The sequence below is a fragment of the Paenibacillus sp. 79R4 genome (assembly GCF_013393165.1).
Classification (GTDB): Bacteria; Bacillota; Bacilli; order Paenibacillales; family Paenibacillaceae; genus Fontibacillus.
In genome coordinates, this window is record NZ_QJOT01000014.1 from 85,690 (window position 1) to 112,141 (window position 26,452).

The 26,452-nt window shown below is 45.3% G+C and carries 33 protein-coding genes and 2 tRNA genes; 8 read left to right on the forward strand and 27 right to left on the reverse strand.

Annotated elements, in window-relative coordinates; all coding sequences use genetic code 11:
- Positions 1 to 11 precede the first annotated feature (11 nt).
- The 18 genes from dnaB to DMN77_RS18705 form a co-directional block, all read right to left on the reverse strand.
- Entirely contained in the window at positions 12 to 1,397 is a 1,386-nt protein-coding gene (dnaB, locus tag DMN77_RS18620; protein WP_256872489.1) for a replicative DNA helicase, read from the reverse strand.
- A gap of 7 nt (positions 1,398 to 1,404) precedes the next feature.
- On the reverse strand, positions 1,405 to 1,743 hold the full coding sequence (locus tag DMN77_RS18625) for a replicative helicase loader/inhibitor (protein ID WP_179015972.1): 339 nt from the start codon (positions 1,741 to 1,743) through the stop codon (positions 1,405 to 1,407).
- Positions 1,721 to 2,668: a MarR family transcriptional regulator gene (locus DMN77_RS18630; RefSeq protein WP_372776183.1), complete on the reverse strand. Its 948-nt coding sequence runs from the start codon at positions 2,666 to 2,668 to the stop codon at positions 1,721 to 1,723. Before DMN77_RS18630 ends, DMN77_RS18625 begins: the two co-directional genes overlap by 23 nt.
- Positions 2,669 to 2,686: 18 nt before the next feature.
- Complete coding sequence (locus DMN77_RS18635; RefSeq protein ID WP_179015974.1) at positions 2,687 to 2,968, reverse strand: hypothetical protein; 282 nt, start codon at positions 2,966 to 2,968, stop codon at positions 2,687 to 2,689.
- A 216-nt stretch (positions 2,969 to 3,184) separates the two neighbouring features.
- The gene (locus tag DMN77_RS18640) at positions 3,185 to 3,382 is read right to left on the reverse strand and encodes a hypothetical protein (RefSeq protein ID WP_218653035.1); all 198 of its coding nucleotides are present in this window, start codon (positions 3,380 to 3,382) and stop codon (positions 3,185 to 3,187) included.
- Entirely contained in the window at positions 3,379 to 4,086 is a 708-nt protein-coding gene (locus DMN77_RS18645; protein WP_179015975.1) for an MBL fold metallo-hydrolase, read from the reverse strand. Before DMN77_RS18645 ends, DMN77_RS18640 begins: the two co-directional genes overlap by 4 nt.
- Positions 4,083 to 5,144: a recombinational DNA repair protein (RecE pathway) gene (locus DMN77_RS18650; protein ID WP_179015976.1), complete on the reverse strand. Its 1,062-nt coding sequence runs from the start codon at positions 5,142 to 5,144 to the stop codon at positions 4,083 to 4,085. Before DMN77_RS18650 ends, DMN77_RS18645 begins: the two co-directional genes overlap by 4 nt.
- Complete coding sequence (locus DMN77_RS18655) at positions 5,145 to 7,139, reverse strand: AAA family ATPase (protein WP_179015977.1); 1,995 nt, start codon at positions 7,137 to 7,139, stop codon at positions 5,145 to 5,147. It lies immediately after the preceding gene.
- A complete protein-coding gene (locus DMN77_RS18660; RefSeq protein WP_179015978.1) occupies positions 7,136 to 7,468 on the reverse strand; it encodes a hypothetical protein in 333 nt (110 codons plus the stop codon). Before DMN77_RS18660 ends, DMN77_RS18655 begins: the two co-directional genes overlap by 4 nt.
- Positions 7,465 to 7,725, reverse strand: coding sequence for a hypothetical protein (locus DMN77_RS18665; protein ID WP_179015979.1), 261 nt, complete (start codon positions 7,723 to 7,725; stop codon positions 7,465 to 7,467). The genes DMN77_RS18660 and DMN77_RS18665 overlap by 4 nt, the downstream gene beginning before the upstream one ends.
- Positions 7,726 to 7,817: 92 nt before the next feature.
- On the reverse strand, positions 7,818 to 8,240 hold the full coding sequence (locus tag DMN77_RS24025; RefSeq protein WP_256872486.1) for a hypothetical protein: 423 nt from the start codon (positions 8,238 to 8,240) through the stop codon (positions 7,818 to 7,820).
- 2 nt (positions 8,241 to 8,242) lie between these two features.
- A complete protein-coding gene (locus DMN77_RS18675; RefSeq protein ID WP_179015980.1) occupies positions 8,243 to 8,479 on the reverse strand; it encodes a hypothetical protein in 237 nt (78 codons plus the stop codon).
- Positions 8,480 to 8,745: 266 nt separating this feature from the next.
- Complete coding sequence (locus DMN77_RS18680) at positions 8,746 to 9,000, reverse strand: AbrB/MazE/SpoVT family DNA-binding domain-containing protein (RefSeq protein WP_372776199.1); 255 nt, start codon at positions 8,998 to 9,000, stop codon at positions 8,746 to 8,748.
- A gap of 22 nt (positions 9,001 to 9,022) precedes the next feature.
- The gene (locus tag DMN77_RS18685; protein WP_179015982.1) at positions 9,023 to 9,193 is read right to left on the reverse strand and encodes a hypothetical protein; all 171 of its coding nucleotides are present in this window, start codon (positions 9,191 to 9,193) and stop codon (positions 9,023 to 9,025) included.
- A complete protein-coding gene (locus DMN77_RS18690) occupies positions 9,193 to 9,471 on the reverse strand; it encodes a hypothetical protein (RefSeq protein ID WP_179015983.1) in 279 nt (92 codons plus the stop codon). The genes DMN77_RS18685 and DMN77_RS18690 overlap by 1 nt, the downstream gene beginning before the upstream one ends.
- A 5-nt stretch (positions 9,472 to 9,476) precedes the next feature.
- Complete coding sequence (locus DMN77_RS18695) at positions 9,477 to 9,737, reverse strand: helix-turn-helix domain-containing protein (protein ID WP_179015984.1); 261 nt, start codon at positions 9,735 to 9,737, stop codon at positions 9,477 to 9,479.
- A 337-nt stretch (positions 9,738 to 10,074) separates the two neighbouring features.
- Complete coding sequence (locus DMN77_RS18700) at positions 10,075 to 10,368, reverse strand: hypothetical protein (protein WP_179015985.1); 294 nt, start codon at positions 10,366 to 10,368, stop codon at positions 10,075 to 10,077.
- A 13-nt stretch (positions 10,369 to 10,381) separates the two neighbouring features.
- On the reverse strand, positions 10,382 to 10,528 hold the full coding sequence (locus DMN77_RS18705) for a hypothetical protein (RefSeq protein ID WP_179015986.1): 147 nt from the start codon (positions 10,526 to 10,528) through the stop codon (positions 10,382 to 10,384).
- 85 nt (positions 10,529 to 10,613) lie between these two features.
- On the opposite strand from DMN77_RS18705, the gene DMN77_RS18710 reads away from it, so the two are divergent.
- Positions 10,614 to 10,856: a hypothetical protein gene (locus DMN77_RS18710; RefSeq protein ID WP_179015987.1), complete on the forward strand. Its 243-nt coding sequence runs from the start codon at positions 10,614 to 10,616 to the stop codon at positions 10,854 to 10,856.
- A gap of 115 nt (positions 10,857 to 10,971) precedes the next feature.
- On the opposite strand, the gene DMN77_RS18715 is transcribed toward DMN77_RS18710, so the two are convergent.
- Positions 10,972 to 11,232, reverse strand: coding sequence for a helix-turn-helix transcriptional regulator (locus DMN77_RS18715; RefSeq protein WP_179015988.1), 261 nt, complete (start codon positions 11,230 to 11,232; stop codon positions 10,972 to 10,974).
- A gap of 145 nt (positions 11,233 to 11,377) precedes the next feature.
- Between DMN77_RS18715 and DMN77_RS18720 the strand changes: the two genes are divergently transcribed.
- The 6 genes from DMN77_RS18720 to DMN77_RS18745 all read left to right on the forward strand — a co-directional run bounded on the left by DMN77_RS18720 (position 11,378) and on the right by DMN77_RS18745 (position 16,345).
- A complete protein-coding gene (locus DMN77_RS18720; RefSeq protein ID WP_256872487.1) occupies positions 11,378 to 11,788 on the forward strand; it encodes a helix-turn-helix domain-containing protein in 411 nt (136 codons plus the stop codon).
- 43 nt (positions 11,789 to 11,831) lie between these two features.
- Positions 11,832 to 13,493 (forward strand): restriction endonuclease, encoded by a 1,662-nt coding sequence (locus tag DMN77_RS18725; RefSeq protein ID WP_179015990.1) that lies wholly within the window; start codon positions 11,832 to 11,834, stop codon positions 13,491 to 13,493.
- 27 nt (positions 13,494 to 13,520) lie between these two features.
- Positions 13,521 to 13,862, forward strand: coding sequence for a hypothetical protein (locus tag DMN77_RS18730; RefSeq protein WP_179015991.1), 342 nt, complete (start codon positions 13,521 to 13,523; stop codon positions 13,860 to 13,862).
- 17 nt (positions 13,863 to 13,879) lie between these two features.
- The gene (locus tag DMN77_RS18735; protein ID WP_179015992.1) at positions 13,880 to 14,170 is read left to right on the forward strand and encodes a hypothetical protein; all 291 of its coding nucleotides are present in this window, start codon (positions 13,880 to 13,882) and stop codon (positions 14,168 to 14,170) included.
- An 85-nt stretch (positions 14,171 to 14,255) separates the two neighbouring features.
- On the forward strand, positions 14,256 to 14,885 hold the full coding sequence (locus tag DMN77_RS18740; protein ID WP_179015993.1) for an ImmA/IrrE family metallo-endopeptidase: 630 nt from the start codon (positions 14,256 to 14,258) through the stop codon (positions 14,883 to 14,885).
- Positions 14,886 to 15,184: 299 nt separating this feature from the next.
- Complete coding sequence (locus tag DMN77_RS18745) at positions 15,185 to 16,345, forward strand: site-specific integrase (protein WP_179015994.1); 1,161 nt, start codon at positions 15,185 to 15,187, stop codon at positions 16,343 to 16,345.
- A gap of 122 nt (positions 16,346 to 16,467) precedes the next feature.
- Here the strand turns inward: DMN77_RS18745 and DMN77_RS18750 are convergent.
- The 8 genes from DMN77_RS18750 to DMN77_RS18785 form a co-directional block, all read right to left on the reverse strand.
- Positions 16,468 to 16,541, reverse strand: a tRNA-Ile gene (locus DMN77_RS18750).
- A gap of 25 nt (positions 16,542 to 16,566) precedes the next feature.
- A tRNA-Met gene (locus DMN77_RS18755) sits at positions 16,567 to 16,640 on the reverse strand.
- Between the two features lie 128 nt (positions 16,641 to 16,768).
- The gene (locus tag DMN77_RS18760; RefSeq protein WP_179015995.1) at positions 16,769 to 16,933 is read right to left on the reverse strand and encodes a hypothetical protein; all 165 of its coding nucleotides are present in this window, start codon (positions 16,931 to 16,933) and stop codon (positions 16,769 to 16,771) included.
- Between the two features lie 105 nt (positions 16,934 to 17,038).
- On the reverse strand, positions 17,039 to 18,559 hold the full coding sequence (locus tag DMN77_RS18765) for an ABC transporter substrate-binding protein (protein WP_179015996.1): 1,521 nt from the start codon (positions 18,557 to 18,559) through the stop codon (positions 17,039 to 17,041).
- The gene (locus DMN77_RS18770) at positions 18,556 to 19,452 is read right to left on the reverse strand and encodes an ABC transporter ATP-binding protein (RefSeq protein WP_068782519.1); all 897 of its coding nucleotides are present in this window, start codon (positions 19,450 to 19,452) and stop codon (positions 18,556 to 18,558) included. The genes DMN77_RS18765 and DMN77_RS18770 overlap by 4 nt, the downstream gene beginning before the upstream one ends.
- A gap of 10 nt (positions 19,453 to 19,462) precedes the next feature.
- A complete protein-coding gene (locus tag DMN77_RS18775; protein WP_068782014.1) occupies positions 19,463 to 22,375 on the reverse strand; it encodes an ABC transporter permease in 2,913 nt (970 codons plus the stop codon).
- Positions 22,375 to 23,478, reverse strand: coding sequence for a permuted SH3 domain-containing protein (locus tag DMN77_RS18780; RefSeq protein WP_068782015.1), 1,104 nt, complete (start codon positions 23,476 to 23,478; stop codon positions 22,375 to 22,377). The genes DMN77_RS18775 and DMN77_RS18780 overlap by 1 nt, the downstream gene beginning before the upstream one ends.
- Positions 23,441 to 24,355 carry an ABC transporter ATP-binding protein gene (locus DMN77_RS18785; protein WP_229521075.1) on the reverse strand — a complete coding sequence of 305 codons (915 nt, stop codon included), beginning with the start codon at positions 24,353 to 24,355 and terminating at the stop codon, positions 23,441 to 23,443. The genes DMN77_RS18780 and DMN77_RS18785 overlap by 38 nt, the downstream gene beginning before the upstream one ends.
- A gap of 472 nt (positions 24,356 to 24,827) precedes the next feature.
- Between DMN77_RS18785 and DMN77_RS18790 the strand changes: the two genes are divergently transcribed.
- On the forward strand, positions 24,828 to 26,414 hold the full coding sequence (locus tag DMN77_RS18790) for an S-layer homology domain-containing protein (protein ID WP_179015997.1): 1,587 nt from the start codon (positions 24,828 to 24,830) through the stop codon (positions 26,412 to 26,414).
- The last annotated feature ends 38 nt before the right edge of the window (positions 26,415 to 26,452 follow it).

Genomic DNA, 26,452 nt, shown 5'->3' on the forward strand with positions numbered 1-26,452 from the left:
CCTTTCCTCCCCTACGCCCAGCGGCGCTTATTAATATCCGTTACCTTCTTCTGAGGTGGTGGCTGCGGCCCCGGATCAGTATGAATCCGATCATAGTTAGCGAATTTATTAAATTGCTTCAAGAAGACGAGTTCGACCGTTCCAACCGGGCCGTTCCGTTGCTTGGCGATTATTATCTCGATAATGTTCTTCTTCTCAGCATCCTGGTTGTAGTAATCGTCCCGGTATAAAAATGCCACAATATCCGCGTCCTGCTCGATTGAGCCCGATTCTCGAAGATCAGACATCATTGGCCGTTTGTCCTGGCGCTGCTCGACGCCGCGGCTGAGCTGAGATAATGCGATAACCGGCACTTCCAGTTCTCGGGCGATCTGCTTCAAAGTTCGTGAGATCTCGGAAACCTCCTGCTGCCGGTTCTCCGCTCCCCGCCCTTTGCCGGGTCCAGAGATCAGTTGCAGGTAGTCGATAACGATCATTCCCAACCCTTCCTGCTTTTTCAGGCGACGGCATTTTGCCCGAATATCATGAACCGTAATAACTGCTGAATCATCAATACGGATATTAGCCCTACCCAGGACTCCTGCCGCTTCGGCCATCTTCATCCAATCATCCGCGCCCATATCTCCCATCCTGAGCCGGCTAGCATCGATATTTCCCTCCGCACTAACCATTCGGGTCACAAGTTGAGCTGCAGACATTTCCAAGCTGAATATTGCAACCGGCTCTGAAGATCGTGCAGCCACGTTCTGTGCAACATTCAACGCGAAGGCCGTCTTACCGACTGATGGACGAGCTGCGACGATGATAAGATCGCTCCTTTGAAGCCCAGCAGTGATTGCATCCAGATCCTTATATCCCGTTTGAAGGCCTGTTACTTCTCCAGTCTTAAAGACTTCCGACTTGGTTTCTGTAGCCTCAATCACTTCCATCAACACATTGTCGATTCGCTTGAAATCCTGCGGTGGTGCAGCCTTATCCGTTAATTTAGCAGCCGACGCCTGCATGTCAGTCAGAAGTGTTTGAATATTTCCACCGGATGCAGCTGCGGCAATTTGAGATTGTGCCGACTGAATGATTTCTCTTAACAAGAACTTGTTTTGAACTGCAGAAACATACGACTCGATATTCTCCGTCTTCGGGACCGCATGTGCCAACTTGGATAAGTAACTGACTCCACCGATCTTCTCCAATTCGCCCCGATCCTGCAGGCGCGATGTCAAAGTGACTAAATCAATGGGCTCCCCTTCATCGGCAAGCTCAGTAATGCGATTAAAAACAAGCTTATTAGCATCGTTATAAAAAGCTTGCGGCATTAACAATTCAGCCTGATCATAAACCTCTGAATCTACCAAAATCGCTCCGATCACCGAGCACTCAGCTGCTAGATCATACGGCATAATCACATCAAGATGATCGTCTAAGTTTTGCAAAGATATCCTCCTTCCAGCCAGGCGGTGGAGGACATGCCTGTTTCTGTGCCTTCTCCCGTGCTCTGAAATATTCATCCGTAGCAGCCTTCATCCGGTCCCGCTCGATCTGTTCACCAAGACTACCGCGGATCTCCGCGATGATCGGCGAATACTTACTCGTCCGGATATGTTCATCCACGTTTCGCATGGCCACGTCAAAAGGAAAATCATGAAGGTATTTCATGTGTCGATCGATATTATTGTCGCTGACATCGAAGTTCGGGTAATTCTCTTTGATGACTATGAGCAATTCAATAACCTCTGCCCTGTCCACGTTTCCGCGCCTCCTCTGCTCTTCTGCGTAAATCCTCTAGCTCGCGTTGTTGCTTGGTCATTCGTTTGGGCTGTTCAGGCGGCGTATGAGCTGGCTTCATATCATCTGGCTTGTCTAAAGCAGTCAGATGGTTCTGCCAGGCCTCCTCGATGCCGTCCACGTAGTATAAAAAGCTCTTAGGCAGTTTGAACCTTGCCCCCTCACGAAGTCGCTTTGCCTCCAGAAGGCTCTCCATAGTTCGGATGGTAAAAGGGTTAGGCGTACCTCCGGCGACCATCTTACCCATGGCTATGCGTTCGTTTGGGGAAACGTGGATATCGAATTTCCCATGCAGTTTGCAATAAGCGTTTAATAGCTCGATCATTCCGTTAGCTTGAGAATCAGGATTTTCTTCCTCAGGCCAATCCGTATCAGTAGTAGGAGTAGTAGTAAGATCTTTAATATCTTTTAGATCAGACATTTTTGTCCGATCACTGGCTAATTTCTGCTCATGATCGGACATTTTTGTCTGTTCACTGCTCGACTGATCGGACATATATGTCTTATCACTAACTTCATGATCAGACATTTTTGTCTGTTCACTTTCATGTGATCGGACATTTTTGTCCGTCCATTTCTTCGAATTTCGAACCGATAAGATCAATCCGCGTGCAGCCCTGGTAACTCGTATGTACTCGTGTTGCTCTAAGGTGTCCAACCAGCGACTAACGGTCTTGTCATTAACCCCGAAATACCCAGCTATCTCAGACAGTTTCATTGGCTGACCGCCGAGGACAATGCCCCAGACCGTTCCCTCCTCCTGAAGCTCCTTTGTAGTGGAACTGATGCACCAGAGGAAAAGCCATATCGCGCTGCCTATTTTCTTGTAGTGTTCTGGCTCGAGTAATCCGGAGTACATCGGAAAAGGGTAACTGCCTTCGGGCATATGCTTCATCCCCTTACATCAATCTCGAACGATTTTTACGAAAGTCCCTTTTACACCTTTTTCGATGGCTGCCATTTGAATCCCATCCGTAAGGGATTCAATTACTGTGCTTAACATCGGGCCATATCCCATAGGCTTGAGGTCAAAACCAATTAACGATCCAAGGGTGTAAGCAATAGATGTTATAAAGTGGGCATGTTGTTCAATGCCCGCCTTCTTTGCCTCCTCGTTCTTTTCGGTAAGAAATTTAACGATTTCTGTTGTTTGTGCTAATTTTTCTTCCTTCGTCATTACGCTCATATCACACGCTCCCTCATTATTTTTTCCTTCCAGGCTTTGTCTCCCAGGCAGCGACTTGGAGTAACTTCGAAGTGCCGACGCCCCTGGACGAATGAAACAAATCTGTTTGAACTGCGCTCATAATACATTCCATTTAGAAGGGGGCTGTATATTGACTGTTTGAAAGACTTCTCAACCCGATGCTCAATATCGAACAAATCCATCTGAACAACAACATCATCCATGTTTACGCTGCCCCCTATCGTCTCTTAGAAGCACAAACGGATACTTAACCTTAACTACCGTCCAACCAGGATATCTAAGGGCGAAATATGCCCGAGTCTCCCGTTTAAACTCCTCCTCATCAATCCGCATTTGTTTCCAAATTTGCTTGCCCATCATGCTGCGCAAGAGTGGCTTGTCGTCCTGAATCATCGGTCAGCCACCCGGACCACCTTGCCGGTTGTCTCCATAATCTCTCGCTTAAATCTATCTGCATCGCTATTACCGTCTGATAGATGCAGCAGCCAAATCTCTTGCACCTTACTGATGTCATTAGCTCTGAGGAATCCTTTTACATGCTCCAGCCCGAAGTGAGAGCGTAGCAGCCGTTTCTTTTGCCCTGGAAGTAGTTCTCCGGCAGTTACCCGCCGGTTAACGATATCAATCGAATAATTACACTCAACCATGATGTGAGTCAGTCCTGCGAATCGGTACCTGCAATAGTAGGTATCCGTCAAAAATACCAACTTATCGCCCGATCGATTGGCCAGGACGAACCCAAGCGGCTCCGCAGCATCGTGTTCGATCTCAAATGGCTTGATGATCCATGTGCCAATCTCGAATTGCCTATGCGCTTTAATAGGCTTCAATCTATGTCCTGAGAGCCCCAGGGCGTCAGCTGTTCCCTGACTTGTATAAATAGGAATGCCTGCTTTCATTACATCTTTTGCCGCCTTGCTATGATCACCATGCTCATGACTGATCAAGCAACCGGATATGTCAGACATTCTAAAATTAAGAGCCTGTTGTAACGACTTGAAAGGAAATCCCGCCTCCAGTAGGAGGGATGTCTGCCCATCGGTAACCCGATAGGCATTTCCCGCACTGCTGGAACCAAGACATTGGATATCTATCACCAGTTTTCTGGCCCCTCTCCATCTAATGGAGGGATATCATCTGAATCTATCTCAAAATCCATTTCATGCTGCCCAGTAGTCGTGCGAGTAGGAGATTCATCCTTATTGGAATCACCTTCATTTCCTGCTGGTGGCGTTATATCAATAATATCCCTATTAGCGTTAGTGCTAATCTCACGTTCGACCTCTGCTTCGGCGAAATCGCTCTCCATCTGTTTCAAACGTAGATAGTCGTCATCGATCTTCTGGCTATCGATCGTAATATCACTGTGGGCGGCGCGATAAACGGTTTTCCAACACATCTTTTCATACCAGCCCTCAACTTGCTCAGTACCATCCTTGACATTCTTTTTGGCTTTTTCGTCCCATTTCCACTTATCTTTCTCACCACCCCAAAATTCTGGACTGGCGTGATCAGGCTTACGCTTCTCGATCTCTTTAATCGTCATCATGACCAATTTGTTTTTCTCAGGAGTCTTTACATAAGAGTGAAAGTAAAAGCCTCCCAGGATGGTTCCTCGATCGAAAGGATTTTTGATTTCAAACTCATATCCTTCATACGGATGATTCGCATCTTTTTTGATAGGTGCGAAGTAATCATTCGAGTAAACAAGTTCAACCGTCACATGATCCGGAACGTCCAGACCATATTTCACAGACTTGAGCTCAAGACCCCGATATCCTTCAATAAATCCAATATCGTATTTATTCGTGTTGTTGTTTTTGAACGGAATCAGGTTGATATGATTAGGCTGTGAAGGGTCAAATCCGATCCTGGCATATGCCACCACATCCCGGGCAAGCTTATCCATATTGACATTCGCCCACGTAACAGGTAGAGCATCACGGTATTTCTCGGACTTTTTAAGGCGCTTTTCCTCTGTTGTCTTAAGGACTGAATCCAGGGCAATAAAGTAATTCTGAGCAAGTCGTTTCTGGAAACTCGTTAGGGCAACTTCTCCAACATTTGATCCGTATTCTGAAACAACTTTCGCCATGAACCGCTCTGACTGAGTAGGTTCCTTCTTTGCTACGGCAGCCTGTTGTTGTGCTGTCAATTAGATCGCCTCCTGCATGTTGCTATTTTTAGTATGGATCCGTAGCTTCTTATCCTTCTCACTAACAACCAATCGGATCACCTGTGCATCCGTTTCGATCAGTTGTGTCACTGCTTCAGCATTATCGATAAAGATCGGAGCTGAGAACCCATAGTGTTCAGAAAGAGTGTTGATAATGTCCAACCCTACATTGATCCGGGCGGCATTGTTTAGCCCACCATCATAAGGAACACCATTGTAGAGCGTGTCACAGACCTCTTTTACCCCTCCATTAAGCTGATCCTCAAAGAGTCGGAATCGAGCATACTTGAATTTGGAATTGATCTTCGAATCCAGCAATGCGACCTTGGAACGGGTAAACTCTTCCGTAAGAAACAGTTCCTCCTGTAGACGCTCATACTCGGCAGCCAAATCCCGCTCTTGCTTCTCTAATTCAGTGATACGTTCTTCAGTCTTTCGAACCTGGGCGAACTTCGCCTTTTCCTCTTCCATTGCTTCGAGATTCGCTTGTAACTCCCGAATTTCAAGCTGAACACGGGAAACATCGTACTTCAGTGAATCGTTAAGTTGAGCAAGTTCATCCCGTACAGTATCTTTCTCTGTCAGTAAGCGTTGATAATCTGGATCTGACTTTGGATCCTGTATGCCAGACCTAAGTGCGGATAGCTCTGCTTCAGCATTTAATAGACGTTCCTGTAAATTTGTAGATTGGCTGCTGAGCTTCTGAATCTCATCCATTAAACGGGCGTTATCATGTTCAAAATGACGTACCTCATCCTTTGCCGCCTTGCCTTCGGCACTAATTTGCTCCAGGCGATGGGCTTTCCCAAGATTAAAGGCAGACATTGCTTTGACATGAGCTTCCTGAATCTGTTCAGTAGGTAGGGCCTGACCGCATGCAGGGCAATTTTCGTCATGATAATGTGCAAATTCCTGAGCATTGACTTCGTTCCATTTGGCCTTTAAACGCTCAGCTTCCTGATTACGCGATTCAATAGTACGTTCGTTTTGTCTGACACGATGCTGATTGTCATCAATCTTCCGACGAATCGAATCAAATTCGGATTGAAGCCGGTTAACCTCATCCCGTTTAATAGAAACCTTGTCCAAAACGTTCGACTGGATTCGGCCTTGAATAGTAAGCAATTCACTTTCTATCTCACGTATCCGCTTCTCTTTAACAGAAGACTCACTACCGTTCTGGATCCGGATTAATTCTTCATTCTTAGCCTTAATACGAGAACGAAGATCATCGATATCTTCCTGGAGCAACTCTTCGTCCAGTCCCGAAATGTCTGACTGGCTTCTCTGTACCTCGCTGATCCGGATCGGTAATCCATCGATCTCCTTGTTAATTAGCTTGCAACGAGCAGAAACGGTTCTACGGTGACTCTCTACGTCCCTATCACAGAGAATAGCCGGTAGCCGGCTCAGATTGGGATTTGAATGAATGACCTCTGCATCTGTTATATCTCCGCAGATTTCAAGTAAAACCTTGCGACGTTCTTCCTTTTTAAGCTGTTCATTGAAGAATCCTGGACTAGTTAAAAGTCTGAATAAGTCCTCTTTAATGAGAGAATCAACCTCGGAATCGTACTCCGATTTTTTAACAGGCACACTGTCAATGTAATAATCCGTCGTGTGTCCTTCGAACGAATCGGTAGCAGATCCACGCTTCTTGGTCCATTTCTCAGAATAAACCCGACGGAACGTCCGGCGTCGCCCATTGACCAGGAGGTCCGCCTCCACTTCATGCTCCAATTTATGCCGTAAGACCTTTCCAAGAGAATCCAGTTCTTTGATTTCGAACAACTGCTCTGAACGATTGGCACTGTCCTTCCCGAACAGAAGCCAGGTGAATCCATCGAATAGAGTCGTCTTACCTGTACCGTTATCGCCAAAGGCGTCTATGTTCCCGCCGTTGGTAGAAAGGGTAAATTCACGGAACCCCTTAAAATTACGGAGCGTCAAACGCTCTAAGATGATTTTTTTCATGCTGCACCCCCCTGGAGCAAACTAGCGACAGCCTGCAGCGCCTTGAACTCGTCACGCAATCTAACGAGTCTGGTGACATTATTTTTCAAGTGCAGCTCTGCATTATCGAGATTCTGTCGCTCATATTCAGTATGCTGACGCATTTGAGCAGCACGAATCTCAGCGTTTTTCCCATCGATCACATTACCGAGTAGCAAGTCATCTTCTTTTTGCTGCAGAAACTCCTTAGCTAGTACCACCTGTCTATTTGCTTCAAGAACTGTGTATTCCACAGATGCGATCTGCCCAGGCAGCTCCAACAACCGATTAACAATCTCTTGCTTTGTCATGCAATTTCCTCCTCTATAGATTGGTTGATTTCATGATTTAAGATAGCTTGTTGATCCGGTGTCTCCGGGTACCGGATCCCGTTCAAATGAGTCCGCAGAGCATACTCGATTTCGGCCAACTGTTCGTTAGCTGCAAAAATTTGAATGGTTCCAAAGCTTCCACGAAGGCTCAAGGTCGGTAATGAATAATGGTTCTCCGGTAAAACCTCCACCTCAGTATGTTGATTGCTTAAATCAACAGAATAGGCCGTTCCCAAATTAACCCCTCCCTCTTGTATGATGCGCCCCCATCTGCTACGATAGGGGCAAGATAATTAATTAAGTTCCAGTGACGACCCGTTGCAGCGGGTCATTTTTCGTTTATGCCGAAAGCTAGTTTGAATGCCCTTACGCCCATCTTCAAATGATTAGCTTTCTGTTCATCAGTCATCTTGTGTAATGGAGCTGTAGAACGAATCTCATGAGATTCGCATCCACAACAACATGACTTTCCAAATTTGATTCCCGTTGCCGGTTGCTCTTCACAATAGAAGCATTTCACTACCTCGCCATGTTCTACGATCGTTTTCCAATCCAGTACCACTGGACAGTTCTCAACGCTCGCGATCAGATCGTCATTTTCGTCCCGCACATGAAACTCGGAAAATACCCCGTTGTCATGCTCATATCCGACCTGTTTAATCTCAATGACTTCTCGCCCGTCGACCTCTGTTCCAACCTCGAACACCCGTGTCGGATTACTGACCACTGTCAGCTTTTGAATCACTTGCATGGCTATTCTCCTTCCTGGAGCTCTTTCAATTCCTCTTCAAGCTCGGCCACCTTTTCTTCCAAAGACTCAACTTCATCTGCCACTTCATCAATTTCATTAATCAATCCGTCCAGATCGTCATCGATGAAATCAGAAATACTAACCAAGATTTCCCCTGTTGTATGTTTCGCGTCATCCGCATCGTCCTGGAAGCCTCTAAGTTTCTCAACCGCTTCCTGAATTCGTTTTGTTAAGCTCACATGAATCCTCCTCTCATTTGTTATAGAGTGGGCAAGGATTTGAACCTTGCATGAGGGTATCTTGGCCTTTTGTGCGCCACTGGACGTATTTACCGGGCCGCCCGTGCCTAATTCATCTTAATGCGATTTCCGCCCCTCTAAGGATGATCGATAGCGTCTACCCATTCCGCCACCACTCTGATGCGTCAGCCGCATCTCTCGACACCGAACGGAGAAAAGGTTATGAAACCGTCCGACGCCGGGAGACAGGGCCGAAGCCTTGTCTACTAACGAAGTCCTGCTGCAGCTGCCATCTCTCGAATGGCTGCCTTGCTTACCAACTTACCCTTGAAAGTAATGAGGTCTTCCGTCTCGCCAGTAAGAACACAACCCGGTGCATACTTACGAAGGATAATCTGATCGCCGTTGGTAAAAATCTCAAGTGGATCCTTCTCACCGATCCCTAATGTCTTACGCAGTTCCACTGGGATTACCACTCGTCCAAGCTCGTCCACATTTCTAACAATTCCAGTCGATTTTATATTCATTAGATAATTGCTCCTTTTAATAATTTGATTTGTTGTAAGTGTTACGTGCTTCTTCAACAGAAACAAAGTCGAATTCGCTATACATTGTTCGAATCAATCTTTTAATTTGATCTTCTGTATATTCCAGATTCTTGGCAGCAATAATGGCATAGCCAAGACAGGCGTTATTGCTCCATAGTTCATCCATCAGGCTATTTCCCCCTTGCCCTTCTGGCTATCGTCACGTAAAATAGACACAACGAGATTCTTAAGATGAGTTCTCAAACGAGACTGCCCTGGCCGGCGGTCTTTTTTATTTTGCTGCTCAAACACTTGGTGAAGCCCGTCCATATTCTTTAAATCCGCAATGATTTTTTCTCTACTTTCTGGTAACACCATATCTGGATTTCCCTGAATCAAGTTTAGATTGTGTTTAGCATGCTTTGCGACGAACCTCGCTTCAGCTTCCAGTTGCTTAATATCCAAATCCTTCACCCTCCTACTAAAGTCATTAATTGTTGCATTAAATTGATCCCATCCATACCGCAAAGTATTGCCACAACAACTTCTGGGGCATTTGTGACCTGTATTAGTTGCATAAGTGTTGGGACATCTAGTATTTGCTTGTCTGTTTCAAGCTTCGATATAGCGCTACGTGACATATTGACTTTTTCAGCCAATTCTTCTTGACTCCACCCCTTCCTGGTTCGTAACGCTTTTACAATCACACCAAATCCAAGCCCCATCTTCATTTAATACCTCCTCTCTGATCGGAATTCGAACAGACAGGGAAGGCATTTAGCTGTATTCTGTTTTTAGAACTAGTTGTACCCCTTCCCTTATCCCCTTTGCCGCTGGTAGTCCGTACAACTCCGGCGGCTTTCCTCTACCCTCTTTAATTCAATCTTTGCATCCTTAAGTAACCTTCTATATTCCAGTTGAGAGATTGATTCTGGATTGACCGAATAATGCGGAAGCGAAGCTTTCACAGCCTCTTCCAGATTCATTCCCTTTAACAAAGCCCTGATGACAATCGCCGAAATGCAAGCCAATCGTGACGTTTGCTTTATCCAGCGGAATCGCATTCCATCACCTCCGTGATTTGAGCCACTCGTAAAACTCCCATTTTAAGCAGCGAATAGCTTCTCCTTTCTTTCTAGAACCATCAAGATGAGGGAATGTCGGATCGTTAGCTGCGAAGGTTAGCGTCGCCTTTGACCACCCCATTAACTCAATGATGTGTTTGGATTGAAGCACTTCCGGATATTGTGATTGTTGGAGTTTCTTTAGCTGCTTCTCCAACTCCTCATTACGCTCAGCCAGATCAGCAGCCAAACGTAAAGCTTCTGCTAGAGTAGATGGTGTTGCTAGTGCTCTGGCCATAAACTACCCTCCCCTATGCAAATCTTACTAGCACGTAACGGCTGCGACTTGGCTCGTGGCTGAGATAACTGATCACCCAACCAGCATCAAGCAACTGATTGACCTCTCCTGGATCACGTGTTTCTCGAACCTCTTTGATGTCTTGCGTATTGTGGTCCAATTAGATGACCTCCTTTTATGTTGAGCCTCCTAATATCTGCTAAAATGGGATTGTCCAGATCGCATCGCAGAAAGGAGGTTATAGAATGTTATTTGAGAAAGATATTAAAGAAGTGAAGCAAGTCGAAAACATCGATGAAGCTAACGAAATGATCAAACTCGGCTGGGTTTTATTAGAGACTGGCAGCAGAGTTGAAAACGATGAAACCATGTTTTTCTTTCTTCTTGGCAAAACAGCCTTGATGCAATTAAAAGAACGGGCTCAAGAATGGGACCAACAAGAAAAAGAGAAAAACAAAAACGTTGTGCAATTTAAACCCGAATCATAAGGAATTTAAAATTGTCTTGGTGGCTTGCAATTCGATTAAGCAGCCACCCCTCCTTTAAAAGAGCCAGCACCTCGAACATGTCATTTGTTTGTTTGAGTTCCTTAACCTGCTCCACCTACCCCACCTCCTTTCGTGTGGAATTGGATGATTCAATATCAAAAGAACACATTTTGTGGTCTTCTTGATCAAAAAAAATTTCTTGTACAGTTTTTTGAAAATGAGCTGCTATACGAATTTTTATTGAGTCTTTAGGAATTCGTTGTGCATTTTCATACATTTGAAGAGCGCTTACGCTAATTCCGATAGCAGTCGCAGTCTCTTCTCTACTAACTTCACCCCGAAGTTCTATCAATCTTTTGGCAATTAGTTCTTTCATGTTCTTGAACACCACCTCTCGTAATGACCACGTTTTGTGTTGTTGAATCCAATATACACCACACGTTTCGTGCTGTCAACACGTTTTGTGGTTTTTAGATTAAATCAACACGTTATGTGTTAATATGTCATTAGGTGATGATACTATGGCTACTTTTGGACAAAGGTTGCGAGAAATTCGCACGAATAATAATTTGACTCAAAAACAATTTGCACAAATGTTTAAAGTAAGCGAAAGTGCTATTGGTATGTATGAAAGAGATGAGCGGGAACCACCTTTTAAATTTACAAATGAGGTAGCCGATCATTTCAAAGTAACTACAGATTATCTTCATGGACGCACGGATAACCCTGATCCCATTAAACAAAGTAAAATTGACGAAAAAGAACAGGCAGAATTCGAAGCCTTCATCAATAATCCAGAATACGGGATCTTCTTTAAAGACTACTTGAGCGCTCCCGAAGAACGTCGTGAGGAAATGCGGAAAATATGGAGTATCTTGAGGGAGAAAGAAAAGGGGCGTAAGCCTGGGGATCGTCAAGGAGACATAAGATAGAGCAAGTACCTCAGCCGATGAGGAGATATTAGGAGTTATACTTATGGTTAAATACTTCTATGAACAATATATTGTAAATGAGTATTTAGGTGTTTCTAAAACTATTAAAGGAAACAGTTCAAATGAAGTGCTTATAAAAGCTGAGATGCAAAAAACTAAGTGGAAAGAACAGGAGAAAAAGGCACGTCAAAGAGAACATCTTCATGATCTAAAACTAAAAGCAGAGCTTGATTCAATTGATTGTAAGAACACCATTGAAGACTACAGGAATATTCTACTTTCAACAATTTACAAAGATGACAAATTACAATGGGATAGTTTAATGAATCATGATCAGTTTAAGCCTTTTAAATTTGAAGAGCAAGAACCCAGTCCAAGCACATATGAATATTCTGGCATTTACCCGAGTATGGATCAGTTGCGTGAACATTTAAATGTTCCTAAGGATAATTGGATTAATAAAAACCTCCCTATACTTAAAAATATTTACCAAAAGAGATTCGAACTTGCCAATAACGTATTTCAAACTGCCGTTACAGAGTATGAAAAAAACAAACAACTTGCTAGAAAGAAATATGAGGATGCTTTACAAAGTTATATTGATAGAAAAACAGCAGCTATCGAAAGATATGAAAAAGATAAAAAGACATTCGAAGAAACGATCGTTACTCAAAATCAGGAAATACTTGAATTCAGGAAAGAATTTGAATCCAATAATAAAGAAGCTGTTATTAAATATGTTGATATTGTGTTAGAGAGATCCATATATCCTGATTCACTTTATCGTGAGTATGAAATTTTCTATGATGAAGTAACCGGCACGTTGGTAGTAGAATATCGTTTACCAAATATTAATGAGGTTCCAAAAGTGATTGGCTATAAGTACGTTGCTTCGCGTAAAAGTATTGATTCTATAGAAATGAAACCAAAGGACCTGGCTTCATTTTACGAAGATACCATTTATCAAATATCACTTAGAACGATTCACGAGATTTTTGAATCAGTTTATATTCCTCAATTGCAAATGGTAGTATTCAATGGGTGGATAAATGGTATAGATTTATCAACTGGGCACGATTTTACTTCATGTATTTTATCAGTCCAAGTAAATAGAGATGCTTTTGAAGAAGTTAATTTAGAACGTGTTGATCCCAAAGAGTGTTTTCGTAGCTTTAAAGGTCTTACAGCAGGTGCATTATCTCAGATGGCTCCTGTTAAACCAATTATGCAACTTAATAAAGAAGACAATCGGTTTATTGAATCAAAAGAAATATTAGCCGAAATCAACGATACGCACAACTTAGCGGAAATGCCTTGGGAGGATTTTGAGCATCTCATAAGAGAACTATTTTCAAAAATCTTCTCTTCAGACGGTGGAGAAGTTAACGTTACAAGAGCAAGCCGAGATGGTGGAGTAGATGCTATTGCTTTTGACCCAGATCCAATACGTGGTGGAAAGTTTGTTATTCAAGCTAAAAGATATAACAACGTTGTAGGTGTGTCTGCCGTTCGCGATTTATATGGGACTATGATTAATGAAGGAGCTGTAAAAGGGATACTTGTAACGACTAGTCATTTTGGAAATGATTCCCGAGAATTTGTTAAAGATAAACCTATTACTCTCATAGATGGACCGAACCTCTTGCATTTATTTAATCAACAAGGGTACAAGGTCAGAATAGATATTCAGACAAAAACAAAGTAGCTAATCCAGATAATGTAGGTGATCTGAATGACCGATGAAATTAGAAAGGGTATGACCCAATCGAAAGAAAGCGAGAACGGAGCTAACTGGCTATTCTTCGAAATATTCGCGATTTCTATAATCACAGGAGTTTACTTTTCTTCTTGGTGGGTATTTGGAGGAGTACTGTTAGGATCAATCATATTATTGATGATAAAGCCGGTTCGTTATTTTTTGCTTGTACTTCTTTCTTTAGGCTGTGGAGCTGTTGGATGGATTATTGGCCAGTGGTTTGGAAGTTTGGGGGCATCTGTTGTAATTGCAATTATTGCAGCATTAGCTTCTGGCGGAGCACATATTTATGCCAACAAATGGATGAACGATGTATAAGTATAGGGGGCTAAATCATGAACGATCAAAAGCTAGACTTAATCTTGCAAAAGCTAGAGTCCCTCGAATCTGGGCAAGCTGAGCTGCAGCAGATTACAAGCGCTATTCGCGATCGCCAAGAAGAGACAGACGCAAAGCTTGAAGCTCTTTCGATGGATGTTCACCAGCTGCACGGAGTTGTAGTGGCCATCAAAGAAAATATTGACGAACTAAACAAGAGTCAGCAACGACAAGATAAAATTCTGGAAACGCTCGCTGTCCGATCCTTGGAGCAAGAAACTGATATTCGCCATCTTAAAGCAAACTAAAATTCCAATTATTTGATCAAGCCGGCAACGGCTTTTATTTTCACATTAAAACCGAACATACATTCCTGTCCTGGAGGTTATCACCATGATTAAACATTATCAAATGACTATTTTGGAAGAATTTTTAGAAAACACATACTCAAGTGCCGGCATTACATCCCCCCATCAAATTACTGTCGACGAGCTGTCCATGCGATTAAACGTATGGGTGCATTATGCAGAGGTCGGAAGCCGAGCCCTGGAAGCAGTCAGCGGCATGTATAGCATGTTTATCAACAACCAGTTGCCACAAGATCAACAGCGTTTGGATTTCCTCCATGAGCTCTGCCACCTACTCCGACATGCTGGAAATCAAATAACAATGCCTGAGACCTTTACTCAAATGCAGGAACTAGAAGCTGAGCAGTTTGTCATATACGCTGCTATGCCTATATCAATGATATCAAAGCTGATCATTCCCTCGGAAAACAATCTGGCCACAGCCTTTTTAGCTGAGACTTTCCGAGTGCCGTTACAGTTGGCCAAGCTTAGGGTCGAACAAATCAATCGTAGGATAAATCAAGGTAGGATGACAGCCGTCTTTAACGATTTGTCAGCGGAACAAAGCTACCAAGTACCATGTTGGTCAGCTGAGACAGAGCGTATTTTACAACAACTTGATCGCCAATTAATCGCAAAGGGGTTACCAGGCTATGAAGATAAAGGCCTTATTTGATTTTTACACTGATTCCGTTCGGCCCATGAAATTAATCGTACAATCCGGCCGCGAAGGTTTCGACTGGTCGCAGATTCTTTACATCCCGATTTCCGGCCCATTTGAACCTGTCGACACTTACGAATTTGAGTATGTTTCAGGGGCTTCTGTTCTAATCTCGGACCTTGTACGTCGATCTAGGGAAAATAGGCATCAATATGCCCGCCATCGTAGATCGGCATGGTCCGGATCCGGAACTGCTATGGCTTGAAATGGCTGATGTTGAAGAAGTAATGAAATATGTTTGGTAGGAGGACATTATGAAAGGACATGTATACCAAAGAGGAAAAACTTATACTTATGTAATTGATTTGCCATCGGATTCGTTAACTAGTGGGCGCCGGCAAAAATCTAAAGGTGGGTTTAAAACAGAAAAGGAAGCCTGGTCAGCATGTCACATCAAAATTGCTGAAATCGAAAAAGGGATGCATGTTGATGATTCAAAAATTACAGTAAAGGAATATCTCGAAGAATATCTAGAAACACACGCCGAACCTAATTTCAAACCAACATCTTATGATACAGAGAAAACCATTATTGAAGCTCGCATCATACCTGTACTTGGGAAAATAAAACTGCAAGCACTTACGCCGCGTACTATAAAAACCTTTTATGCAGAACTAAGGAAAAAATATTCAAAAGAATATGTCAAAGGAATTCACGGCGTTCTTAAGCGCGCCCTAAGACTGGCTTACAGCGAATCAGGTCTACTATCAGAAGATATAATGAGCAAAGTATCTATGCGAAGTAAAGTAAATGCTAACGAGCAAAAAGAAATGCAATTCTGGACCGTTGAAGAGTTTACTCATTTTCTAAAGTCATCAAAACACCACGTACATTACATCGTTTTTTCACTGGCCATATATACAGGAATGCGCCGGGGAGAAATACTAGGTCTACGTTGGCGAGATATTGATTTTGATAATAGAGAGCTCAAAGTTATTCAAACAGTAAACTGGACACGCTCAGGCCTGGTTGTACAGCGTCCAAAGACTGTTGACTCCATACGTAGGGTAAAACTATTCCAGGCTGTCATAGACGACCTACAGGAGCGATATGAGCAGGTTCAGAAGCTCAAGGAAGAATACGGAGACAAGTACGAAGATAATGATCTTGTTTGCTGCTATCCTTACGGCGGTTACATTAAGCCGAAACGGATAACAGAGGGATATGGAGTTTTAACAAAAAAAGCCGAGATTAAGAAAATACGGTTTCATGATCTTCGGCATACTCATGCATCATTCTTACTTAAGATAGGGATAAATCCAAAAGTAGCAGCCGAACGTCTTGGGATGACTCCTGCAATGTTTAACGAACGCTACTCACATTTACTTCCGACGATGCAAGACGAAGCTGTCGATCGGATTGAAGCTGAACTAAATAAATACTCCGAAAAACCACTCGAACCTGTGGATAATTAGGCTGCCGTTAGCAAATGCGTTAGCAAACTCAAATCCCCGCTCTATTCTACCCCTGAAATCTACTAATCTATTATGCCTATAAACAGCAAAAAACCCTTGCATAGCAAGGGTTCTCGCATAAATGGGCCCTGAGGGACTCGAACCCCCGACCAATCGGTTATGAGCCGACCGCTCTAACCAACTGAGCTAAGGGCCCTTGCGACAAATGACTAAAATAAGTATTGCGGGGGCAGGATTTGAACCTACGACCTTCGGGTTATGAGCCCGACGAGCTACCGGACTGCTCCACCCCGCGACAATAAATAGCGACAAGTAATAATATACATGAGTATGCCATAGTTTGTCAAGTGTTACTTTAAGGGATTGTGTAAACCTTTGCTCTTATCTATAGAAATGAAACGGATAATCGTCTCGGATAAAATTTCAAGGAATGAACCTGACGCCGTACTTTCCACGCTTGGATCGGAAGATTTCAATTTCATTCATGCGATCAAAGCCGTAAATCCAGCCATCTTGTTCTAATCTCTTTGCCAGGCAGCCGGCTTGAAATTTCGTACGATACAACTTATTGAAATACACCCAATGCATTCATAATCTCCTCCATACAGATTTGATTCATCGCTATATAGATTACCCAGAATTGTACAAAAAAAGCCGCCGAAATAATTTCCAGCGACTTTTTTTATAATTCAATTATCCTCTACTCGATAATCCAGCAGCTGCATCCACATTATCTTCAGGAATAAAAGGCGTGCCGTCTTCCTGGAATTCGGTCTTAGGATTAAGCTTGATCTCCTGCAGCATTTTGTTCCCCTTCTCCGACCATTCCTTCAGGGCTTCTGATGCTGACTTCTTCTTATCTAATACCTCTTGGAAATAATTTCGGCCGATATTTTCAACGTAATACAATCCTCGCTTCTCCTGCTTCAGCTTATCATCCTTCGGATTTGTCGGAGGTACCGGCTTGATATTATAGAAGGCCCCGATATTATAAGATTGACCCTGCCGTGGTTGGATATAAGACTTCCGGGCAACCATCTCATACGAATTGCTCCGTGACTTCAGCTTCGCCCAGTCTTCACCGGCAATGAACTTAATATAGTCCCAGGCCGATTCCGGATTAGGCGCATTGGTGTTAATCGCAAACGTATTGTTAAGATAAATGTTGCCGCCAATATCCGGCTTCTCCGGATGTGTCGGAAGCGTAACTACATCCCAATCAACTGGAGTGTAATCCTTGATCTTGGCTGCATTCGTATTGGCGTCAGCAATATCGTTAATATAATAGCTCTCGGCGATCATCATCGCGACTTTGCCAGATAAGAACAAATCATTGGATATCGGAGTCCATTTCTCATCATAGTTGACATTATTGTTATTGGGGATAACTTCTTCTTTAACAAGGTTGCTGATCGTATCCCATGCTTTAATCCACTGCGGCGAATCCACCGTCATGGTCTCAGCCTTTTCATCATACAACCTTAGCTGCAGCGGAGCCATGTAGGTATATTGCATATCCCAGAATGGATCATTGCCCAAATAACGATTGAAAGAGAATCCATAGACGCGATCCTTGCCTGAACCCTTCGCCACTCTCTTCGCCAAATTAAATACATCGTCCCAAGTCATTTTATCCGTCGGAGGCTCAACCCCGGCATCGGATAACAGCTTCTTGTTATAGAACAATGCCGATGAAGAGAATGAAGGAGTTAACGCATAAAGATTTCCCTCTCCCAAATCCTTAATGCCATCGATGACGGCTGGAACAAAATCACTTGTATCAAATTTGTCCTCCTGGACTAATGGGTCAAGCTGCTTCAGCATATTTTCCTGGATCAATTGCTTTAGCACACTAACGTCTGTAACGACGACATCAACGGGATTGCTGCCGGTCATAATTTTCTTCATGCCGTCCATGTAATCCGGCTCTTTATAAGGCTCTGATCCATCATTATAACGCCAATCGCTCTGATTAATAGCAGGCACTATTTCGATCTTTACATTTTTTCTGTCAAATTCATAAATATCTGTGTACTGTTGACGGAAATAAGAGTCATCCATATTGCCGCCATACAGGACGCCGATGCGGAGTACTTTCTCTTGGTTGCTATCCGGAGCCTTTGCTCCGCTGCATCCAGCAAGCATTCCCAGGGCCATTGTGGCCGCCAGGGATACTGTCATCATTTTACGCATTTTTCCGTTCTTAAGCTTCATGCGTTCTCCTCCTCTAATGATTTCGGCGCCGTAATCACAATCTTGTCACCATCAAACTCCATGCTGGCTCTCCCCTGAATCCCGACCGCTTCAAGATATTCCTTAGGAACCTGCAATCTCCCAACCCGATCGACAACCACAAATGCTTCGTGTACTTCCTGAAGCCCGCCTTGATGGAAACCACCGTTCTCCATCGTTGCCAGATCCAGATTCGGATTACGCTTGAGAAACTCTGTACTCGTTAAACCGTCGCGAATGGCAACAACCCGGTCAACCTTGCCGGCCAGCGTTAAATCATGCGTAACGATAACGATCGTAATTCCAAGTTCACGATTCACATTGCGGAAAATATTCATGATCTGGTCAGCGGTTGCCGTATCAACCGAGCCGGTCGGCTCATCCGCCAATAGCAGCTTGGGGCGATTCGATAGCGAGATGGCGATGGCTACGCGCTGCTGCTCTCCGCCGGAGAGCTGATGCAGCTTGCTGTGCATGCGATCCTTCAGACCGACCCATTCAAGCAGCTGCTTGGCATAGACCCGATCCAGCTTGCCGCTTAACAGCATCGGCATTTCTACATTCTCCAAAGCAGATAGATACGGAAGCAGGTTGCGTCCGTTGTTCTGCCATACAAAGCCAACGGTGTTCCGCTTGTATTCTACCAGCTGATCGTCGCGAATCTTCAGCAAATCCCAGCCGCCTACATTCACTTGACCCGCGGAAGGGCGGTCAAGACCGCCCAGCATATTCAGCAGAGTTGATTTGCCGCTGCCGCTATTGCCGATAATCGCCATCATCTCACCCTGATTTACCGTCAGGTTCAAGCCCTGCAAAGCGACAACTTCGATATCCTCCGATTTAAAGATTTTAACGAGTCCTTCACAATAGATCATTTCGTTCATATTACCGCTCCTCTCCCATCTTGACTGCCTGATGTACACGCAAGCGGCGGATCTGCCATAGCAGAAGTCCGGCACCGAGCAGCAGCATAACTAGAACGACAACATATAACTGCATCGTATCCGAGGAATTGAAAATAATTCTGAACGGAGGAACCTGTGAAGTGACATTGTCCGCCGTCTGCAAGAACGGCAGATACAACTTACCGGCCACTTTGCCGATCACGATCCCAAGCACGATCGATAACCCTGCGGTTAGCAGCTGCTCCGCCAGCAGCATAAGCGTCAGCTGTCTGCGCGATAAGCCCATGGCCCGCAAAATACCAAATTGTACAACCCGGCTTGATAAGTTAAAGAACCAATACATCACATAACCGATTAAGGATACGATTACCGAGACCAGGAAGCCCATACTCAAAATCCCGAATACCCCGCCTCGGGTAGGATGTTTCTTCTGCGTCGCCAGCTCGCTGCGCACATCCTTGACCGAATAAAGATCGATATTCTCGCTGGTCAGCTTCGTGACGATCGGCCCAACCTTGGCATCCGGCTTCATCTTTAGCCACACTTCATAAGGAAGAATCTTGGCCTGGTCATAAATATAATCCAGGTTAGCAATGAGGAACGGAGATTCATCCGGATACATACTAGGCCAGTACGGCAAAATTCCGTACACAATAAAATCTACAGATCGCTCCGCTAAAGACACCGTAATAATGTCACCGGGCTTCAGCTGATACTTCTCCGCCAGATTGGACGGAACAAGCGCAGCGCTCTCGTTCATCCCGAGTAAATTCAAATATTGATGCGGAGCCGCCGGGAACAAGTCATCGCGGAACCAGGCCACCTGATAGAAATCAGCGTTATCAATCCCCATAATGTTCCCTTGGCCTGCTGAACGTCCAGAGATGATAAGATTGCCCTTGGTCTGCAGTACCCTGGCCGCATGCTCTACACCTTCCAGCTTGCGAAATACTTCAAACGGCGGTTCGATATAATTCATCTTGGTCGGCTTATTGCCTTGACCATTCCCAGGCCCTCCCCCCGGGTTCCCCCCGCCAGGATTGCCTCCTCCCGGATTACCGCCGCCTGGGTTGCCTCCACCACCGGTACCTCCCTGTCCTTGGCCTGTTGGCGGTTTGGTGGGCGTTTCAGGCGTCTCTTCCCACACGGTTTGCATGATAACGTCCGCCCCATATTTATATAGCGTACGCTCCGTCGAGTTCAGATCAATCGTGCGAGCGGCAGAAGCATTATATACACCCAGCCCTAATGTTAGAACCAGCAAAATCATCAGCGGATAATAGGAAGAGGCTGAACGTGACAGCTGGGTTAGACTTAAATAATATGGAACCGGCAGCCACTTCTTGCCAATCCAACCGATCAGCTTAAGAATCCACGGGAAAATCCGCAGGAAAAACAGCCCGATCGAGAAAATAGCCAGCGCCGGAACGAAGAACAAGAAAGGTTGCACCTGCAGCTCATCCGTCGTCATCCCCGTCTGGAACGTTAACATTTGGCGCTCATAAAACAGGTAATAGCCGTATCCGGCGACCCCCATCAGCACAATATCCAGACACCAGCGCTGCCAGGTCGGCATGCGATCGTTGCGAGCCTGTTTGCGCTTCGCATTGACAATGGAGGCGCGAGCATAAGATACCGCTGGAAGCACCGTAGCCAGGATCGCGATAAGAACCGCCAATCCTCCAAGAAGCAGCGCATCCGCATTGAACCCAACAGGGATGGACTTCCGATTGACAAAGGTCAGGAAGCCGTCCGCGGAACCGATGCTCTTTGACATAAACCAGCCGAGCAAGGGGCCGAATATCATAGCAGCCGCACCTAACATAATCCCTTCCAGCAAATAAATGAATATAATCTGCTTGGTAGATGCCCCCCGACTGCGCAGCACAGCGATATCGCTCTGCTGTTTATCCAAGGACTGCTTAGCATTCATCACAATATAGTAGAAGACCATGGCGATCATCGGGGCAGCCAGCGTGAAGAGCAAGGTCTGCATCTGCAGGCTCTGCTTCCGGAAATCATTTAACAAATCACCAAAAGAGAGATCCACCTTCGTATCCTTCAGCTTCTGATATAGCTCCACGTTCAATCGGTCAAGCGTGGTCGATAATGGCGACAGTTGACTCGTCTTGATCTCACGTAGATCAAAAGCATAATACCAGCTGGAACCATGAATCGGAATCGATAATTTCTTAAGAAGAGCCTCATTAAATACTTTTTCATTAACATAGAAGCTGTTCATCATTCCTTCGAACCCTTGATACCAATAAGGATCCGTCTCATCTGTCGGCTGGAATGTACCGACAATCTTAACCTTCAGAACGATACCCGCACCGCCGGAGACGGGATATTCCATCACATCGCCGACATGAAGATCCTGCCGATACATCGCTTCTTCCAGCATCAGTGCTTCCAGAACATTTCCGTCATAGCTATCGGAAGTAATATTCCCGCCCGACACCGAGATATGATCCTGCAAGCCGCTCATGGAATTGATCGACATCGTCCGCATGCGGCTCGCATCGACCTTCGTCGGGTCCTGCGGATATACCTCCGCGCTTCTCAAAGAACGGGCATTCACATAAGCCTTGAACGGAAAATTAATTTCCCCCGGAACTTCCTCAGCAATATATTTATTAACAGCTTCAAGTCCTGCCAAGTCTGTCTTCGCCCCTCCGGCTGCCTGATAGCTCATAATCAGAGAACCGGCCGGAAGACCTTCACTTTGTTCCTTCAGGGTATTAGAAACAACGCGCTTAAGCGCTCCGTCGGAATACATCGGTATGCTTACCGTAAAGGAGACCGCCACGATCAAACCGATCAAGGTGCTCAGCGTTAACCATTTCGTGTTCCACATTTTACGGAATAGCAAACGTAACATCGGCACTCCCATTAACGACCCACTACTTTCTGTCCAGGTGTGAGGCCTTTAAGAATCTCAATATCCGTAGAGGTCTGCATGCCTACTTCTACATCGACTTCACGCTTGGAGCCATCCGCTTCAACAACCTGCACATAAGTACGAGAGCCGATGGTGCGAAGGGCGGATATCGGAATGAGTGTTGCCTTCTCCTTACGATTGGTTACGACTTTGACACTTAGCTGGCGTCCTCTCTCCAGATCCTTTGGCCATTTATCCAGCTCGACAATCAGATATTTATCGATGGAGTCCTTTTCCGGCGCGCCATTATTGCCATTGTTCCCGTTGTTTCCATTATTCGACGAATCCGTAGGAGCCGGCATCGCCTTGATTTTTCCATTGATGACGCCTATCGCGTTAATATCAACTTCGGCTTTCATGCCAACAGCCAACTTCTGAAGTTCCTCCTTGCCAAAGGAAGCAGCGACAACGAGGGAAGAAGTATCCGAAATCACACCTAACGAATCATAGGCTTTAATCGTTCCCCCCTTCTGAGCGTTAATCGAGACAATCGTGCCTGAGAAAGGAGCCGTTAACGATCCGTCGGCAATTTTCTGCTCCAGGTCGACCAATTCCTGACGTTGTTCTTCAAATACAATAGAAGCCTTCTCGAATTCAATATCATCCATTTCATCCTTCTTCCGCAGCGTTTCCTTCATCGTTAATTCCTGCTGGCGGAAATCCAGACGTTTCTTGCGCAGTTCCTTCTCCATATCTTTAACTTCAAGCTCGATCAGGACATCGCCTTTTTTGACTTTATCTCCGGCCTTGACCAGGACATTTTTAATATGAAGTCCATCCTCAGTAAAATAGAGCGGTTCTTCACGCTGGCTCATAATTTTGCCGACAGCGCTCACGGACTGCTCAATCGGTTCCGAACGAACCTCATATTCCGGTTTCTTTGAAATTGTAGGCGGGGTAATGACCGGCAGTACTTCTTCCTCATCTTCATTAGGAAGCAATGAGCACCCCGTTGATAGAAGAAGCGCAGTGCAAATGGACAAAAGCCCCAGCGATCTGATTACCCTCCCCTTTCTTTTAGTTAATGAATCTTCCATCCACCATTTCATAGACATGGTCTGCTACCTCCAAAATTGTTGGGTCATGTGTTGTCATGCATATTGTCACTTGTTCTGTATGTATTATATTTTTGAATACGGCCATAACCTGAGCACCCATCTGTGTATCCAGGTTCGCCGTGGGTTCGTCCGCCAGCAGCAGCTTCGGACGGTGTGCTATCGCCTTGGCAATCGCCACACGTTGTTGCTCCCCGCCGGACATCTCGAACGGTCTATGAAACATCCGTTTGCCGAGTCCGACTAATTCCAGGCAGTGGGTGACGCGTGCTTTCCACTCACTGGAGGGTACATTTGCCATCCGCAGCGATAATTCGACATTCTCCCAAGCGGATAGAAGCGGAAGCAGGGCATAAGCCTGAAAGATAAAGCCAATTCGATCCCTGCGCAGCTTCGTACGCTCATTATCGCTTAAGGAATGCAAAGGATGATCCTGAAAAAATATCTCGCCAGAAGAAGGCTGGTCCAGCCCTCCCAGCATATTGAGCAGCGTCGTTTTACCTGAACCGGATCTGCCTTTCAGCATAACGAGCTGGCCGCTGCGAACCTCCATATTGATCCCTTTAAGCACATGAAGTTCACCCCCTCCAACAGGAAAGGAGCGGTGAACGTCTTTAACCGTCAGAATCGGCCCCTTAGGCTCTTCTACCTGTTCTTGGTGAACAGAAGAAGGGTCTGCCGGGGCATGTTCCTGCTCTGATTCAGCTGCAATAGTCGCAGCTTGCTCCGTTGCAGCCTCGCCTGAAAGAACAACATGTTCATCTGCCGAAGCCTCTGGAGCGGGTTGCTCTTCCGTATTGTCCGCTGCCACAGCGTCTACGACTTCTTCCCCGCCGGGTTCAGAGGATTTTACTGGTTTGCGAAGCCATCGCATCATCTTGTATCGGTCTCCTATATTGATCTATTTTTGTGATTTAACGTCAGGGGATAACGCCTCGTTCCGCCGCTTGGCCCAGTTATCCCATACGTTATGCATTATAAACGAAAACACATGGCAAAAAGTTACAAGATTTTTTACTAAAATGAGATATATTTAGGCATAAGTTTCATAAGTTTTTTTCATCTAACGAAATTGCAGATCGTGATTTTCCTAAATCCGGCGGCGAATGAATTCCAATGAAACCATATTGTGATGCGGAAAAAATATAGACTTTAACCCCTCAATTCGAGACAAGGATGTTCCCCCTTTCGTTTAAATATGAAAAAGCCATCTTGCTTAAATAGCGATGCCTCGTCACCTTAGAGAGACTATATGCCTCTATTGCCAAAATTTAAATGCTGATAGACCGCTTCTTTTCTGATAGTATAGCAGAGGTTTCTATTATCTACCGGAAAAGAGGATTTACAACATGAAAATTACTAGACTTACTCTTCTCCTGCTCATTTGCCTGTTCATGGTAGAACCACTTACGTTTGCCAAGGGCGACGCGCTGACGTTCCAGGATATTGACCAGAGCTATGCCAAGGAAGCCATTCTCTATCTACACGAGAAAAACATAATGAACAGCACAAGCGCCGGGCACTTCTCACCGCGACAAGTGATGACCCGTGCTGAATTCGCCACCACACTTGTTCGCCTGCTACATATGGAGCCGGTTACTCCGGCCGTACCAACCTATACAGATGTGAAGAAGCAAGCCTGGTATTATGAAACCATCCAGGCTGCTAGCGAGCTTGGCCTCGTTACCGGGAACGGAAATGGCACATTCTCTCCGGCACATTCAATCACCAGACAGGAAGCGGCAGCCCTGCTTATACGCGCCTTGAAGGAACAAACGGGAGCCTATGGACTTAGCGGTTTCAAAGACCGTTCCTCTATCGCCGAATGGGCGCAACCCTACGTGGCCACTGCAGCAGGGCTTGGCCTAATGGAAGGTAGCGATGGGGCATTCCACCCTAAGCAAGCACTGACCCGGCAGGAAGCGGCCATGCTGCTGTACCGAGTCCTCCAGAATGAAAAGTGGCAGCAAATCATTCATTCGAAAGTCCCCGCTTCGATCCAGCTTGGCTGGCAATACGGTCAGACTACGGAAGAATATGAGCGCTCGATTAGCAAGTCCAACATTAATGTTCTCTCGCCCCGCTGGTTCTTCCTTAACCAGGACGGTTCGATGGCGAGTCATGTTGATACCTCTCTGATCAGCTGGGCAAAACAGAACAACAAACAGATATGGGCGATGGTCGGCAATCGCTCTCTGCAAGAGAACACGCATGCGATGCTGAGCTCAAAGCAGGAGGCCACAAATTTCATTGCCCAGCTTAAGGCGGCTGTTGTGAATTACGGCTTGGAAGGCATCAATCTTGATTTTGAAAATGTAGCTCCGCAGGACCGGGAAGCAATGACCGCTTTCACGTCCGAACTGGCCATGCAATTGCACAGCATTGGCGCCAAGCTGTCTGTCAACGTCTCCCCGGATTGGAATACAGACTGGACGGAAGCTTTTGATTACGCCAGCCTGGGCAGCAGCGCAGACTACATCGTTCTGATGGGCTATGACGAGCATTGGTCGGGGTCGCCTATCCCTGGATCTGTGTCCTCCCTGCCTTGGCTGGAGCATGGGCTTGATACCTTATTGAAGAAGGTCCCTGCTGCCAAGGTCATTCTGGCAGTGCCGCTGTACAACCGGGATTGGACCGTCAACAGCAAGAACGGAGGAGTTACATCGGAGGATGTAACACTAACGGAGCAGAATACACGGATTCAGAAGTACGGTGCCGGGTTAAATTGGAAAGAGGATTTGGGACAGTATAAGGCGGTTTATCAGGCCAATGGGATTGCCCATCAGCTATGGCTAGAGGAGACCCGTTCACTTTCTCAGAAATATAAAATGGCTTCAGAGCGGGGAATCGCTGGATTTGCCTACTGGCATATCGGCGGAGAATTTCCGGCGATATGGCCAAGCCTGCGCAATATGGCTAAATATATGGCGCAATAAACACCATAATAGGGTACAAATAAAAAACAGTGTGATCC

Bases quoted from the DNA above. Each gene is read 5' to 3' on its own strand.
- DMN77_RS18725 (WP_179015990.1), top strand. From the start codon at position 11,832: ATGGTTAAATACTTCTATGAACAATATATTGTAAATGAGTATTTAGGT.
- DMN77_RS18790 (WP_179015997.1), top strand. From the start codon at position 24,828: ATGAAAATTACTAGACTTACTCTTCTCCTGCTCATTTGCCTGTTCATG.
- DMN77_RS18685 (WP_179015982.1), bottom strand. From the start codon at position 9,193: ATGGATGAACTATGGAGCAATAACGCCTGTCTTGGCTATGCCATTATT.
- DMN77_RS18780 (WP_068782015.1), bottom strand. From the start codon at position 23,478: ATGTCTATGAAATGGTGGATGGAAGATTCATTAACTAAAAGAAAGGGG.
- DMN77_RS18745 (WP_179015994.1), top strand. From the start codon at position 15,185: ATGAAAGGACATGTATACCAAAGAGGAAAAACTTATACTTATGTAATT.
- DMN77_RS18765 (WP_179015996.1), bottom strand. From the start codon at position 18,559: ATGAAGCTTAAGAACGGAAAAATGCGTAAAATGATGACAGTATCCCTG.
- DMN77_RS18770 (WP_068782519.1), bottom strand. From the start codon at position 19,452: ATGATCTATTGTGAAGGACTCGTTAAAATCTTTAAATCGGAGGATATC.
- DMN77_RS18785 (WP_229521075.1), bottom strand. From the start codon at position 24,355: ATGATGCGATGGCTTCGCAAACCAGTAAAATCCTCTGAACCCGGCGGG.
- DMN77_RS18710 (WP_179015987.1), top strand. From the start codon at position 10,614: ATGTTATTTGAGAAAGATATTAAAGAAGTGAAGCAAGTCGAAAACATC.
- DMN77_RS18720 (WP_256872487.1), top strand. From the start codon at position 11,378: ATGGCTACTTTTGGACAAAGGTTGCGAGAAATTCGCACGAATAATAAT.
- dnaB (WP_256872489.1), bottom strand. From the start codon at position 1,397: ATGCCGTATGATCTAGCAGCTGAGTGCTCGGTGATCGGAGCGATTTTG.
- DMN77_RS18630 (WP_372776183.1), bottom strand. From the start codon at position 2,668: ATGCCCGAAGGCAGTTACCCTTTTCCGATGTACTCCGGATTACTCGAG.
- DMN77_RS18775 (WP_068782014.1), bottom strand. From the start codon at position 22,375: ATGGGAGTGCCGATGTTACGTTTGCTATTCCGTAAAATGTGGAACACG.
- DMN77_RS18740 (WP_179015993.1), top strand. From the start codon at position 14,256: ATGATTAAACATTATCAAATGACTATTTTGGAAGAATTTTTAGAAAAC.
- DMN77_RS18760 (WP_179015995.1), bottom strand. From the start codon at position 16,933: ATGCATTGGGTGTATTTCAATAAGTTGTATCGTACGAAATTTCAAGCC.
- DMN77_RS18695 (WP_179015984.1), bottom strand. From the start codon at position 9,737: ATGAAGATGGGGCTTGGATTTGGTGTGATTGTAAAAGCGTTACGAACC.
- DMN77_RS18640 (WP_218653035.1), bottom strand. From the start codon at position 3,382: ATGATTCAGGACGACAAGCCACTCTTGCGCAGCATGATGGGCAAGCAA.
- DMN77_RS18700 (WP_179015985.1), bottom strand. From the start codon at position 10,368: ATGGCCAGAGCACTAGCAACACCATCTACTCTAGCAGAAGCTTTACGT.
- DMN77_RS18735 (WP_179015992.1), top strand. From the start codon at position 13,880: ATGAACGATCAAAAGCTAGACTTAATCTTGCAAAAGCTAGAGTCCCTC.
- DMN77_RS18635 (WP_179015974.1), bottom strand. From the start codon at position 2,968: ATGAGCGTAATGACGAAGGAAGAAAAATTAGCACAAACAACAGAAATC.
- DMN77_RS18660 (WP_179015978.1), bottom strand. From the start codon at position 7,468: ATGACAAAGCAAGAGATTGTTAATCGGTTGTTGGAGCTGCCTGGGCAG.
- DMN77_RS18715 (WP_179015988.1), bottom strand. From the start codon at position 11,232: ATGAAAGAACTAATTGCCAAAAGATTGATAGAACTTCGGGGTGAAGTT.
- DMN77_RS18730 (WP_179015991.1), top strand. From the start codon at position 13,521: ATGACCGATGAAATTAGAAAGGGTATGACCCAATCGAAAGAAAGCGAG.
- DMN77_RS18655 (WP_179015977.1), bottom strand. From the start codon at position 7,139: ATGAAAAAAATCATCTTAGAGCGTTTGACGCTCCGTAATTTTAAGGGG.
- DMN77_RS24025 (WP_256872486.1), bottom strand. From the start codon at position 8,240: ATGCAAGTGATTCAAAAGCTGACAGTGGTCAGTAATCCGACACGGGTG.